This window comes from Thalassobacter sp. HA4-2, from assembly GCF_055693705.1.
Genome location: NZ_JBVFUK010000001.1, coordinates 1,480,924 through 1,493,879 on the forward strand (window position 1 = coordinate 1,480,924; position 12,956 = coordinate 1,493,879).

General features: G+C 63.9%; 12 protein-coding genes and 1 pseudogene. 5 read left to right on the plus strand and 8 right to left on the minus strand.

Going from position 1 to position 12,956, the window contains the following annotated elements:
- The first annotated feature begins 12 nt into the window (after window positions 1-12).
- Window positions 13-789, plus strand: coding sequence for an enoyl-CoA hydratase-related protein (locus ACZ1G0_RS07530; RefSeq protein ID WP_472736376.1), 777 nt, complete (start codon window positions 13-15; stop codon window positions 787-789).
- On the opposite strand, the pseudogene ACZ1G0_RS07535 reads toward ACZ1G0_RS07530, so the two are convergent.
- The 8 genes and pseudogenes from ACZ1G0_RS07535 to ACZ1G0_RS07570 all read right to left on the minus strand — a co-directional run bounded on the left by ACZ1G0_RS07535 (window position 786) and on the right by ACZ1G0_RS07570 (window position 8,507).
- A pseudogene (locus tag ACZ1G0_RS07535) lies at window positions 786-1,402 on the minus strand (TetR/AcrR family transcriptional regulator). The gene ACZ1G0_RS07530 and the pseudogene ACZ1G0_RS07535 sit on opposite strands and share 4 nt — an antisense overlap.
- 3 nt (window positions 1,403-1,405) lie before the next feature.
- Complete coding sequence (gene ppk2, locus ACZ1G0_RS07540; RefSeq protein WP_472736377.1) at window positions 1,406-2,272, minus strand: polyphosphate kinase 2; 867 nt, start codon at window positions 2,270-2,272, stop codon at window positions 1,406-1,408.
- A 42-nt stretch (window positions 2,273-2,314) separates the two neighbouring features.
- Window positions 2,315-3,307, minus strand: coding sequence for an alpha/beta fold hydrolase (locus tag ACZ1G0_RS07545; RefSeq protein ID WP_472736378.1), 993 nt, complete (start codon window positions 3,305-3,307; stop codon window positions 2,315-2,317).
- A complete protein-coding gene (gene metA / locus ACZ1G0_RS07550; RefSeq protein WP_472736379.1) occupies window positions 3,282-4,196 on the minus strand; it encodes a homoserine O-acetyltransferase MetA in 915 nt (304 codons plus the stop codon). The genes ACZ1G0_RS07545 and metA overlap by 26 nt, the downstream gene beginning before the upstream one ends.
- 28 nt (window positions 4,197-4,224) lie before the next feature.
- Entirely contained in the window at window positions 4,225-5,100 is an 876-nt protein-coding gene (locus ACZ1G0_RS07555; protein ID WP_472736380.1) for an ATPase, read from the minus strand.
- Window positions 5,097-6,017, minus strand: coding sequence for a DMT family transporter (locus ACZ1G0_RS07560; protein ID WP_472736381.1), 921 nt, complete (start codon window positions 6,015-6,017; stop codon window positions 5,097-5,099). Before ACZ1G0_RS07560 ends, ACZ1G0_RS07555 begins: the two co-directional genes overlap by 4 nt.
- A 102-nt stretch (window positions 6,018-6,119) precedes the next feature.
- Window positions 6,120-7,475, minus strand: coding sequence for a hypothetical protein (locus ACZ1G0_RS07565; RefSeq protein WP_472736382.1), 1,356 nt, complete (start codon window positions 7,473-7,475; stop codon window positions 6,120-6,122).
- Window positions 7,476-7,631: 156 nt separating this feature from the next.
- Window positions 7,632-8,507: a DMT family transporter gene (locus tag ACZ1G0_RS07570; protein ID WP_472736383.1), complete on the minus strand. Its 876-nt coding sequence runs from the start codon at window positions 8,505-8,507 to the stop codon at window positions 7,632-7,634.
- A 131-nt stretch (window positions 8,508-8,638) separates the two neighbouring features.
- On the opposite strand from ACZ1G0_RS07570, the gene ACZ1G0_RS07575 reads away from it, so the two are divergent.
- Genes ACZ1G0_RS07575 through ACZ1G0_RS07590 form a run of 4 tightly spaced genes read left to right on the plus strand, consistent with a single transcriptional unit; the run spans window position 8,639 to window position 12,946 of the window.
- The gene (locus ACZ1G0_RS07575; protein ID WP_472736384.1) at window positions 8,639-9,637 is read left to right on the plus strand and encodes a membrane dipeptidase; all 999 of its coding nucleotides are present in this window, start codon (window positions 8,639-8,641) and stop codon (window positions 9,635-9,637) included.
- 15 nt (window positions 9,638-9,652) lie between these two features.
- Entirely contained in the window at window positions 9,653-11,371 is a 1,719-nt protein-coding gene (locus ACZ1G0_RS07580; protein WP_472736385.1) for a hypothetical protein, read from the plus strand.
- Window positions 11,368-11,952, plus strand: a complete 585-nt coding sequence (locus ACZ1G0_RS07585) for a DUF3726 domain-containing protein (RefSeq protein WP_472736386.1) — start codon at window positions 11,368-11,370, stop codon at window positions 11,950-11,952. The genes ACZ1G0_RS07580 and ACZ1G0_RS07585 overlap by 4 nt, the downstream gene beginning before the upstream one ends.
- A complete protein-coding gene (locus ACZ1G0_RS07590; protein WP_472736387.1) occupies window positions 11,942-12,946 on the plus strand; it encodes an Ldh family oxidoreductase in 1,005 nt (334 codons plus the stop codon). Before ACZ1G0_RS07585 ends, ACZ1G0_RS07590 begins: the two co-directional genes overlap by 11 nt.
- Window positions 12,947-12,956 lie beyond the last annotated feature (10 nt).

Consider the following 12,956-nt stretch of genomic DNA (forward strand, 5'->3'; position numbering starts at 1 on the left):
TGGAGGTCTATCATGCAGTACGAAACGATCCGGGTGAATACGTCTCAAGACGTATGTGTCCTGAAACTGAACCGCCCGGACGTGATGAACGCGCTGAACACACAGATGCGCGCCGAGATCACCCACGCCGTGCGCGAGGCCGAGGGCAGCGCCCGGGCGCTTGTGATCACCGGCCACGGCAAGGCGTTTTGTTCGGGACAGGACCTAGGCGATCGGGGCAATGCGTCGAACCTGAACCTCGAACGGACCCTGCGCGAAGAATATGAGCCGATGCTGACGGCCATCTATGACTGTAAAATTCCCACCGTTTCTGCGGTGAATGGCCCGGCCGCCGGGGCGGGGGCCAACCTTGCGCTGGCCGCTGATGTTGTGATCGCCACGGAATCAGCGGTGTTTCTACAGGCCTTCACCCGCATCGGCCTGATCCCGGACGCGGGCGGCACATGGTGGCTGCCCCGCCAGATGGGCACCGCCAAGGCCATGGGGGCCGCCCTATTTGCAGAACCCATCACCGCCCAGCAGGCCAGCGATTGGGGCATGATATGGGAGGCCGTGCCGGACGCGGACTTCGCCACCCATTGGGTTGAACGCGCGCAGTTCCTCGCCAAGGGGCCAACGCAGGCCTACACCCGGGTCAAGCAAGCCATCCGGGGGGCCTACGACCACACCTTGCAAGAACAATTGTCCGTCGAGGCGCGCCTGCAAGGGGAATGTGGCAAGACCCGCGACTTCAAGGAAGGGGTGCTGGCCTTCCTTGAAAAGCGCCCCGCCAAATACGAAGGACGCTAGATGTCTGGGTCCACAAGGCCCAAGCCTCGCAGGTAAATCCCGATCCCGGCCTCCAGCAGGTCTTCGGGGGAAAGGGCGCGTTTGCGCCCGGCTCGCCACGGGCAAACAGTTCCACCACCCCGTGACTCATGGCCCAGATATGGGCCGAGAACATGGCCGCAGGCGGACGCTTGTCGGCGGGGATGTGTTGGGACAGCGCGCTGGCGGCTTTCTCCAGCACGGATTTTGACCGGCCCACGGCCTTGGCCAAGTCCGCCGAGGCATGCAGCGACACGCCGGATTCAAACATCGCCATGTAGTGTCCGGGATAGCGGCGGGCAAAGGCCAGATAAGCGCGGCCCGTCGCCTCGAACCGTTTCAGCGCACTGTCGGCCCCTTGGGTGTAGGCGTATTCCATCACGTCGCCAAAGATCATGTGGCCTTGCAAGGCACATTCCACGATCAGATCCTCGCGCCCCTGAAAGTGGCGGTAGACGGCGGCGGGGGTGACGCCGGCACGCTTAGCCGCCTCGGACAGGGTGAACCCCGTGGGGCCCTTCTCCTCGATCAGCAGAAGGGCGGCGTCCACCAGCGCTTGGCGCAGGTTGCCGTGGTGATATCCGCGCTTGGCCACGGGTTACCCATGGCTCCAGACTTCGGGGCCGCCACAGACGCTGCGGTCGATGGCGCCAAGGGCGCGCACATCCTTGCCGTCATAGGGCAGCTGCACCAGCACGGACCGGATCGCGTTCAGGCGCGCGCGGCGTTTGTCGTCACTGCGGATCACCGTCCAGGGGGCGGTGGGGGTGTGGGTTTTCTGGAACGTCTCGGAAATGGCGGCGGTGTAGGCATCCCAGCGGTTCAACCCCTCGACGTCGATCCAGGACAGTTTCCACTGTTTCAGGGGATCGCTTTCCCGGGCCAGAAACCGCCGCAGCTGTTCGGGTTGCGACACGTTCAGCCAGAATTTGACCAGCGTGATCCCCTCGTCCACCAACATATCTTCAAAGGCAGGCGCTTGCGCAAAGAAATGGTCGCGCTGCGGGGGCGTGCAAAAGTCGAACACATGTTCCACCACGGCGCGGTTGTACCAGCTGCGGTCAAACAGGACCATCTCGCCGCCTGCGGGCAGATGGTCGATGTAGCGTTGGAAGTACCATTGGGTCGCCTCGCGGTCCGTGGGCTTGGACAATGCGACCGTGCGGGCCACCCGGGGGTTCAGGTTTTCGCGGATGCGCTTGATCGTGCCGCCCTTGCCAGCGGCATCGCGTCCCTCGAACACCACGGCAACGCGGGCGCCTGCGGATTTGATCCACGCCTGTGCCTTGACCAGCTCGATCTGTAAGGCGGCCAGCTGCGCTTCGTATTCGGAGCGTTTCATCCTTTTGGCATGCGGGTAGTCCGGGTCCAGGATCTTGGCCTCGCTGTTCACCGCTTGGCGCACCCATTCGGGGGCGGTGTCGGTGAAGAACGTGCTGATGGCACCGTCAAATGGCTTGGACATGGGACCTCCGGGGCTTTGGACCTTTATGGGGTGCGCAGGGGCCTAGCGCAACGCCGCGCGGGCGGCGGCCCGGTCGATGGCTGCCTCGGCCGCCTGCGGGGCGGCGTGGTGGGGCATGTGCCCGATGCCGTCCAGCCGGGTCAGGCGTGCCTCGGGGATCTGGGTGACCAACACCTGCGCGTGGATGTCGATCGGCACGATGGTGTCGGCGGTGCCGTGGATGATTTCCGTGGGCACGGTGATGGTGCCATAGCGCCGTGCCATGGCCACGATGTGCGGGCGCAGCCCGTTCACTTGCCGGGCATTGGCGCGCAGGCTGTCGCGGCGCAGGGTCAGGTCGCTGCCCACGTGGGCCAGATAGCCGGGGGGAACCGGGTCGGGTTCAAAGATCTTGGCCACCACACTGTCCACGTAACTGGGCGGGGCAAGGGCCGAAATCGCGGGCACCACGGTCACGCCGCCCAAGGCGCTGGCGTTGATGCCATAGAGCGGACCCAGCCCGCCCGGCCAAGGGTTCGACACCCCGCCCAACACGACCACGCCCGCAAGGGGGCGGTCCAGCGCCCAGGCCAGCGCCACCGCCCCGCCGTAGGAATGGCCCACGACAATCGGGTTCTTCGCGCCCAGCTGTGCGGCGGCGGCGGACAACAGGGCCGCCTGTTCACCGGGGCTTTCGGCGGTGCTGGCAAAGGCGCGGGCATAGGCGGGATCGGTGCGCCCGGTGTAGCCCAGTCCGGGGCGGTCAAAGGCGATGACGCGGTAGCGGTCGGTTAGGCGGTCCATGAAGCCAAAGGTCCACTCCCGGGCGTTGCCCGAGGCCCCGTGCAACAGCACCACGTCCGGTCCGGTTCCGCGCACCACCGCGTGCACGGGGACACCGCCCACATCGAGGATCTGCCCCTCGGGCGGGTGTGCGGCCTCGGCCCGGGCCTCGCGCTGGTCCGCGCGGCTGTCCACGGCGATGCCACACCCTGCGAGGGCGAGGCCGATGGCTCCGAATGTGATCAGGTTAGCGACCGATCTTCTCCACGTCATAGGGCGTTGTCTGGTAAATTTCATTTAACCAATTGCCATATAGGAGGTGCGCGTGACTGCGCCACCGGTTGAGGGGCTGTTTCGTCGGGTCATCTTGCGGATAGTAGTTCGCGGGCACGTTGATGGGCGTGCCTTCGGCCACGTCGCGGTCATACTCTTCCTTCAAGGTGCCGCTGTCGTACTCGAAATGGTTGAAGATGTACAACGCCCTGTGGGCCGCATCCTCGACCAGACAGGGCCCCGTGTCGTCAGAGTGCAATAGGACCGGCAGGCCCGCGCCCTCGATCTCGGCGCGTTTCATCTCGGTCCAACGGCTGACGGGGATCACGAATTCGTCCGAGAACCCGCGCAGGTAGGGCGAGGCGGGGGCAAGGTTGGAGTGCCGGGCGCAGCCAAAGGCCTTGGCGGACAGCATGTGTTTTTGCACCCCGTGAAAGTGGTTGATCATCGCCATGCCGCCCCAACAGACGCCAAAGGTGCTGTGGATGTTGGTCTGGGTCCAATCCATCACCTCGCACAGCTCGTCCCAATAGGTGACCTCCGTGAAGGGCAGGTGTTCGATGGGCGCGCCGGTGATGATCAGCCCGTCGAACTTTTGATCCTTCACCTCTTGGAAGGATTGGTAGAAAGCCTCCATGTGTTCCGCAGAGGTGTTCTTGGAATGGTGTTCTGTCATGCGGATCAGCGTCAGCTCGATCTGCAAAGGCGTCGCCCCGATCAGGCGAGCGAACTGGGTTTCCGTCTGTATCTTTTTGGGCATCAGATTCAGCAGAGCGATGCGCAGGGGGCGGATGTCTTGCCTGTCACCTTGGCTGCGCCCCATAACCATCACACCCTCGGACCGGAGAGTGTCATAGGCAGGCAGGGTAGAGGGCAGGCGGATGGGCATGGCAGTCTCGTATTATGGGGTGCGTTACCTAAGTGTGTGCTGCGGCGTTGCCAAGGGCCCGCGCCACCATGTCCGTGATATCGACCACGTCCCGGCAGTTGGCCACATCGGCCGCTTGGACCGTAAGCCCCCAGTTACGGGCCATGGCGGCATAACGGGACTGCCGCGCCTCGATCGCGCGGGCATAGGTAAAGCGGATGAAGTCATTGGGATCAACTTCGCCCTCTACCGTATTGTTATGTATAAGATAATCGTGCCACATCTCATCAAGGAACTCAGGGCGATAGCACATGGGCTTGGGTGCTGCGGCAAAGCGTGACACAAGGGTGTCCGTGTGATCCGGCGTGCCTTCGATCCAGATCATGCAGGTGTGGGCGTGCAGATGGGCGAGGATCGCATCATCGGGATCATCGGGGTTGACCACCTCGCAGATGGACCCGCCCGTGTCGCAGACAAAGTGGTCGTAGCCATACAGGTGGATCGCGCGTTCGATGAAGTGGTGGGTGTCCATCAGGGCGTTCCGCTCGGCCCTGTGGTGCAGCTCTTGCCGGCGGCAGTACTCGGCATAGGTAAGCCCGCCCTTACGGGGATCACCGGGTTTGCCCAGATAGGTGGACAGGGGGGCCAGATTGTCAAAGGTGATGTTGGACCCGATGTAGATGCTGTCTGACCGGAACAGGTCGCGCAAAAACGGGTTCTTCATGGCCTCGTGTTTGAGGTTGTCCACGATATGCTCGCCCATGTAGGCGGTGCCGATCCGGTAGTCGATGGAGTAATGGAACCACCCATCGTCCGCCCCGCGCAGGATGTTGGACAGATGCGTTTTGCCAAGCCCTGACATCCCGAAAAACAGGATGCGCTTGTTGGTGGCGGCGGTGAAGTCGGCGGGCGTGTCGTAGATCATGTCCCCTTGCTAGGCCGGGGCGGGCGTGCGCGCAAGATGCGGCCGTCCAAGATTGCAAGCCCAAGGGCCAAGAGGGCGAACCCGGCGTAGGCATTGGCTGGCAACGTCTCTGCCCGCACCACGGCGCCCAAGGTGATGGCCACGGGGGCAATCATCAGGGTGCACAGCATCAGATTGCCAGACCCAGCCATGGCCAGCACCCGGTAGTACAGCATATAGGCCAGCGCCGTGGCGATCAGCGCGTAGTAGGCAATGGCGGCCCATGTGTCCGTTTGGGTGGGCAGGATCGGGCCGTCGATCACAAGGGCCGCTGGCACCATGATTACGGTGGACGCGGTCAACATTCCGGCGGCGGCCGTGATCGGGGGCAGGCCGGTCAGACGCTTGCGCGCCCAGACGCCCGCCAGCGCGTAAGACATCGTGCCCGCAATGACGGCCAGTTGCGCAAGGCTGCGCAGGTCAAGATTGGTCAAGTTGGCCCAACCGATGGCGGTGACAACCCCGGCGAACCCCATGGCGACCCCAACGGCCTTGCGCGGGGTCAGGCGCTCGTCCGTGAAAAAGAACGCCGCTGCCAGCACTCCGAAAATGGCTGTGGATGCGTTGAAGATCGAGGTCAGACCGGTTTCGATATGCAACTGTCCCCATGCCATCAGGGTGAAGGGGATCACGTTGTTGAGCAGGCCCATCCCCGCGAAGGCGACCACATGGGCGGGCCGCAGGCCACGAAACGCCCCGCGCCACAGGACCACCACCCACAGGGCGGCCGCCGCCAGCCCCACGCGATAGGCCACAGAGGTCACAAAGGGGATTTCATCCAGCGCGATGCGGATCGACAGGAAGGATCCGCCCCAGATGCACGACAGCACCATAAGTTCGAACCATGCGCGGGGGGAGATAATCTTTTGTTGTATCATGACGCTGGCTTAGCAGGCCCACGCGCGCCGCGCGACCCGGAACCTGCGCAAAGAAAAACCCCGGTGGCCGTGGGACACACCGGGGTTTCACAGGGGGCTGACTTAGAACGTCCAGTCGAGTTTGAACCCTACGCCAACCGCGTGGTTGTCTTCAAATGTTGCGGCGGCGCGGCCACCCACACCGGCGTTGGCATTGCCAAGGGCGGTGTAGTTGATGCCGCCCGAGATGTTCAAATCACCGGAGGTGTAGCGCCCGCCCAGGGACAGACCCAGCCGCCCGTCGTTGGGACCAAGGGGCGACACAGTTGCGGAACCCATGTCTTTTTCATAGCTGACCGAGGCCAGGCCCACGAAGTTCTCGTTGAACCGACGCGCGATCCCGATGTTCCATGAATACCCATCATCCAGATCAGCAAGGTCAGACCCAAGGTTTGTCGGCACCACGTCAAAGTTGCCCCATTCCGACCAGCGGAAGCCGGCAATCAGCAGGGTCTTTTCGTTCACACCTGTCTGAAAGTCGATGTTGATCGATTGGGGCGTGGTAAAGCTGGTGACACCTGTGCCCGCGCGGATCCCTGTTTCAACGGTATCGCCGTCGTGGGTGATCTCGGAGTGGTAGGTCACGGCAAGGCGGAGTGCGATGTCAGGGATTTCGTAGGCTGCGCCGATTGTGTAGCCAAAGCCGATGCTGTTCGAAATGTCAGCACGATAGCCATTCAATGGCCCGGTGAATGCCGCGCTTGTGTTGCTGATGGTGCTGGCCACATTGCCAATAGCGGTGCTGACGCCAGCATCGCCCGCGCCCAACAATGCCCCTGCAATGGCCGCTCCTTGACCCGTGGCGATCAGGGTTGCGGCTTCGGCGACACCAGCTGCGTCTGCGGTCAGGCCTTGGCCAATCAATGCACCGGCGAGTGCGGCGGCATTTGCCCCCTGCAGACCCGCACCCAATGCCGTTCCAATGGCGGCCCCGGCGGCCTGTGCCCCAAAGGCGTTGCCATAGGCCACACCGCCCAAGGATACGACACCGCCCGCACGTTGCATACGCAGGCCACCATAGACCGACACGCGGTCATTGAATTCATAGCGACCGAGGAAGCTGATGGCGTCTGCCCCGAAATCCGCACTCGTGCCACCAAGGGCAGAGGTGGCGGGATCGGTCGCGTAGTTCACACCACCGCCAAAGGGCTGGTCAAAAATGATCGTGTAGCTCAGCCGGTCGTTGATGCCCCCGGTATAGTTTGCGCCCAACTGCGTGTAATCTGTCGCAATGTCATAGCTGGTGCCGGTGCTGTCTGTGCCCGTGACGCTTGGCATAACGCGATTGGCCGAGAATGCGATGGTGCCCGGCGCGTCAAACACGGCCAGTACGTTTTGACCGGAGCGATCCAGTCCTGCTGAATGTGCCGCACCGACCAGTGCTGTGGTCGCGGCGAACGCCGCTGCAAAAGTTTTCATTAGTCTGTCCTCATCCCTTTTCCCGCTCTCCCAAGCGGATGCGCGATGTGCGCTTGACTAACGGTTAGGCGAAACTTCGCCGTTCGGTCAAACGTGACCCTGCGTTACACGGTGCAGACGAGCATTGTGTCGGTGGATATGGCAAAATTGTCGCACTCAACGGGCGCGGCTGGCGGTCAGCACATTCAGGTAGCCTGCGCCGAAAATGATGACCCCGCCCAGCAGGGCCCAAGTGTCAAACGCCTCGCCGTAAAGCCAGATGCCGACAATGGTGATCACTGGCAGACGCGCAAAGTCGAAGGGCATGACAGCGGACGCAGGCGCGATGGCCAGCGCGTTGGTCAGGCACAGATGGGCCAGCAGGCCCGCGCAAGCGATCAGGATCAGCCAAGGCAGCGTGGCTGCCGAGGGCAGGGCGATGTCGCCATCCATCCCCGCACAGATCACGCCGAACACCAACTGCATCACGGTCAGATAGAACAGGATGCAGGTGATGGTTTCGGTCCGCGTCAGGCGGCGGGTGAAAAGGGCCGAGATGGCGAAGCCAAGGGCGGCAAGGGCGGCGGTGATCAGGCCCCAGCTTGGCGGGGCCTCCCACGGGCGGGCGACGATCAGCACGCCCAGCAGGCCCACGCCGACGACGGCCAGCCGGTCTAGGGTCAGACGCTCGCTTAGCACAAACGGGGCCAGCAGCACGACCCACAGGGGCGAGGTGAACTCTAGCGCGAAGACCTGCATCAGGGGCACCACTGTGATCGCGTAAAACCACAGGTTCTGGCCCGCAAAGTGACCGATGTTGCGGATCAGGTGCAGGTCCATACGCCGCCACGTGACCGTGTGCAGGGTGCCCATAGCTTGCGCCACGACAACCACGAGGACGACCCCGACCAGCGACCGAAAGGTCATGATTTCAAAGGTATCCAGCTCGAAACTGACAGCGCGTCCGGCAATCGCCATGGAGGTAAAGCTGACAATCGCCCCGGTCATCCAGAGGGCGGCAATCAGGATCGGGTTGCGGGTGGTCTGGGTCATGGACGCAGCAGGATCATGGGGGCCTGCCTTGGTCAAGTGCGGCGTTTGACGCCGATGGATGGGATATGCCGCAAAAAGACTCCCAATTTGCGCAAAACCCCCTAAACGGATTGCATCTTGGGAGGGATACGATGCGCATAGACGGTTTGCAGTATTGCAATTGGTCGGAAAAGGTCTTTCGCGAGATGCGTGCGGGCGGCATGGACGCTGTGCATGTGACCATCGCGTATCACGAGATGTTCCGTGAAACCGTCGCCAACATAGAACAATGGAACCGCTGGTTCGAGTCCCATCCCGATCTGATCATGAGGGGCCGCACCGCCGCCGATATTGATGCCGCCCGTGCCACCGGGCGCACGGCGATTTTCTTTGGCGCGCAAAACCCAAGTCCGATGGAGGATGACATCGGCCTGATCGAAATCCTGCACACCTTGGGGCTGCGGTTCATGCAACTGACCTACAACAACCAGTCCCTGCTTGCGACGGGCTGCTACGAGGAGGACGACACCGGCCTGACCCGTATGGGCCGCGAGGTCGTCGCGGAAATGAACCGGGTCGGCATGGTCGTGGATATGAGCCATTCTGCCGACCGCTCCACCATCGAGGCGGCGGAACATTCCGCGCGCCCCATTGCGATCACCCACGCCAACCCGTCCCAATGGCACCCCGCCCGGCGCAACAAACCGTCCAGTGTGCTGGATGCGGTGTTGGGACCAAAGGGGGATCACGGGGGCATGTTGGGCTTGTCGCTCTATCCCCATCACCTGAAGGGCGGGACGGACTGCACGTTGCCGTCGTTTTGCGAGATGATCGCCCGGCTGGCAGAGACCTACGGGGCGCGGTGCCTTGGGATCGGGTCTGACCTGTGCCAAGACCAGCCTGACAGCGTGGTGGAATGGATGCGCGTGGGCCGCTGGACCAAACGGATCGACTACGGCGAAGGCTCTGCCAGCAACCCTGGGTTTCCGCCACAACCTGCGTGGTTCCGGGATAACCGCGACTTTCCCGGACTGGCCGAAGGGCTGCGCGCCGTCGGGTTTGACGTGGGCGAGGTGGATGACCTGATGGGCGGAAACTGGTATCGGTTCTTTGCAGACAACTTCGGCCCCGCCCACACAACAACGCCTTAGACTGGAGGCATCCCAATGGAGCAGACCCAACCCACGCCCCAAGTCCCTTTGCGCCACCCCGACACCGTGCTGACACTGGACCGGATGGGTGCCTATATGCCCTCGCCCTTATCGTTCATGAGGCAATTGACCCGTCGGGCCGTGGACCACGACTGGGCGTTCAGTGTCGCCCACTGGGACGTCTCGCCCACGGGCGTGGGCCGGGCGGTCCTGCGCGCGGACACCGGGCGACGGGCTTACAGCTTGGTGGCGTTCTTTCACGATTTGCCCGATCACATGCGGTCCGACCGCGTCATCGCCGAGGCGTGGGACGCCACCTTCACCCTGTTTGACGGCGAACCGACAACGGACGATCTGGACCGCTTGGAACGCAATGTGCCCAAGCAAGAGGCGGGCCGCCTGTCCGAACGAGAGCTGACGCTGAGCCGCGCGAACCGCTCGGCCAGGCTCTGGTCCCATGTGGTCGAGGCATTGGCGCGTGGACAGCAACCGGACGCCAGTGAAATCGGCAAGGTCGGATATATCATGCGCACCACGGCGGTCTATGGGTCTGGCAAGTTCGGAGCCGCCGATCGCGCGGTGATCGAGGACCGCGCAGAATGCGCGCCGCCGTTTCAGGTCGAGATGTTGACCGTCTACCTGATCCGCTGGGCCGTCGTCGTGCTGGCCGAACACGTGGCGCGCGCCAAGGGCGGGCAGGCGGCGGTCCGGCTGGACCCGGATTTGGCGCGCGGCCTTGGCATCGGAAACTCCACCGGCTTGGGCATGGCGCCCTTTCTGATCAACCACCCCATCCTGTTCCACAATTGGATCAAAGCCCGCGAAACCGCGCTGGCCCGGGCGCGGGCGGCCACGGGGGTCAGCGCGGTGGATTGGGCGCTGTTGCAAGACCTCGCCGCCGCTACCCAAACCAAATACGGCGCATGGATCAGCAGCGATTCCGTGCAAGCAGACCGGGACGCCGCGCTGATCCGGGACCTGGCCACCCTGCAAGACCAATTGGCGCGGGGCCCAATGGGCGCTCAACCGCTGGACGCTCTGTGGCTTTGGGCTGTGGATGCTTTGGGGGCTGAGGCGCAGGAATGGCTCGCCTCAACCTTGCCGGAACTGACATTGGACGCGGTCGCGGACTTGGGCCAGGACATGCACGTGCCCACCGGGTCCAAACCCGCGCTGGATGGGCGGCAAACCGTGGGCGGCCTGCGCCAGATGATCGAAACGCATTATGCCTGGACCCTGGCCCACGATTGGGACAGCGCCGAGGATGATGCGCAGGTGTGGTACACCTCCGAGGAGAAGATGGAACCGCGCCTTGCCAAACACGCGGATTTGCCCGGTCTGGACCCCTACGCCCTGCCTCTGGCCCCCGCGCGCGATGTCGCACGCCTGTGGCAGGTGCTGCGGGGCTGGGATCCCAGCACACCCGTAGCCGCCCTCGCGCTGGCCCGGTCGGACCTGCGGCACGTGATCCGTCGCGTGCAGATCATCGCCCGCTATTCCTATGGAGAGTTGCGCGGCAACACGGTCAGCGCCGCGTTGCGCCCCGTAGACATGCTGCGCGCGAAATTGGCGTTCTTTGGGGCGCAGCGGTTTGACCCCCGATCTGACCGCTGGCTGCGGGTCGCGCTGTTTTCGGGTGCGCCGATGCCGGACCGGTTGGATGCGCGGTCAGAGGCGCAGTGGCCTTTCTGGATCGCCCCGTGGGAAATCGGTGGGGCAGCGTCCCCCCGATGACGGACACCATCGAGACATCCCTGTCCGAGCTGTCGGCCCTCACCCGACTTGCCCTGCGTGGGGCCGGGTACGATTGGGGCCACGCAGAGGATGGCGCGGCTTGGGTCGTGTGGTTGTCGAAATACGATTTGCCCGCGGGCGACGTCTTGGCCACCTACCTGACCGCCAACCGCACGCCGGGCACTGTGTGTCCGATTGTGGCAGCGGCGGGCCTTTCCGATACGGGCGGGCTGCCGGACGAAGGAGTGCACATAGACGCGCTTGCAGCCCCGCTGTTGGCGGTGCCCATGTTCGCGGCAGAGGGTTTGTCCTATACCGTGACGTGGGGAGACAGTCAGTTTTGCGTTGCTGGGGGTCATTTGATCGAAATGCATGGCGTGAAAGAGACACCTCTGGCGGATCGGGTCACCGTCATCCCGGGCGCGCGCACGGAAGCAGGGCCGGTTCCACAGGGCACACGCGCGCGCTTGCGGCGCGGCAACTGGCTGATCTTGAAACAACTGGCGGCGCAGACCTTTGCGCCCGCAACGCAAGCCTCGCGCGCAGGTGCCGGGGCCGGAGAGGACGGAAATGACGACTGAAACCTTAACCCTACAGGCCATCGAGACGCTGGCTTACGACGCCCTGACAGCCGCTGGTGCGACAGAGGCACAGGCGCGGCCCATAGCCCAGGCGACCGCCGTGACCGAGGGGATGGGCGTCGCCAGCCACGGGCTGGCCTATGTGCCGATCTACGCCGAACATCTGCGGTGCGGCAAAGTCATCGGTGATGCGGCCCCGGTGATCACGGCGCCTCGCCCCGCTGCCTTAGTGGCAGATGCGGCCAACGGGTTTGCCCATGCGGCCATCGCCGAAGGGTTCGCCCATCTGGCGCCGCTCGCACGCAAACAAGGCGTGGCGGCCCTGGCGGTGCGCAATTCCTATAACTGCGGTGTGTTGGGGGTGCATGCCCACGCCCTCGCGGCCGAAGGGCTGGTGGGTCTGTGCTTTACGAATGCGCCCGCGTCGATCGCGCCGTCGGGCGGGGCGACGCCTATTGTGGGGACCAACCCAATTGCGTTTGGCACACCGGATGGGCAGGGCGGTGCGTCTTTGTTGATCGACCAGTCCGCCAGTGCCATCGCCAAGTCCGAGGTGATGAAACGCGCCCGTGAGGGCAAGCCAATCCCTGTCGGTTGGGCGCTGGATGCGGACGGTAATCCGACGACTGATCCAAATGTCGGCCTGAAAGGCTCCATGGCGCCGGCGGGGGGCTACAAGGGCGTGGGCCTGTCCCTTATCGTCGAGACCTTCGCCGCCGCACTGGCCGGGGCCACCCTTGGCAAGGACGCCAGTCCGTTTTCGGGCCCGGTCGGCGGTCCACCCTCCACGGGTCAGTTCTTTATCGCGATTGATCCGGACGCCACGTCGGGCGGGGCCTTCGCGGCACGCATGGCTGACCTGACCGCAGCGATCCGAGCGCAGCCCGGTGCGCGTTTGCCGGGGGACGGACGGTCTGGGTCATTGGCAAAGGCGCAGTCGGCGGGGGTTGCAGTCTCGACCGTGACGCTGGAAAAGGTGCGGGCTTTGGTCTGATGCGGTGAAG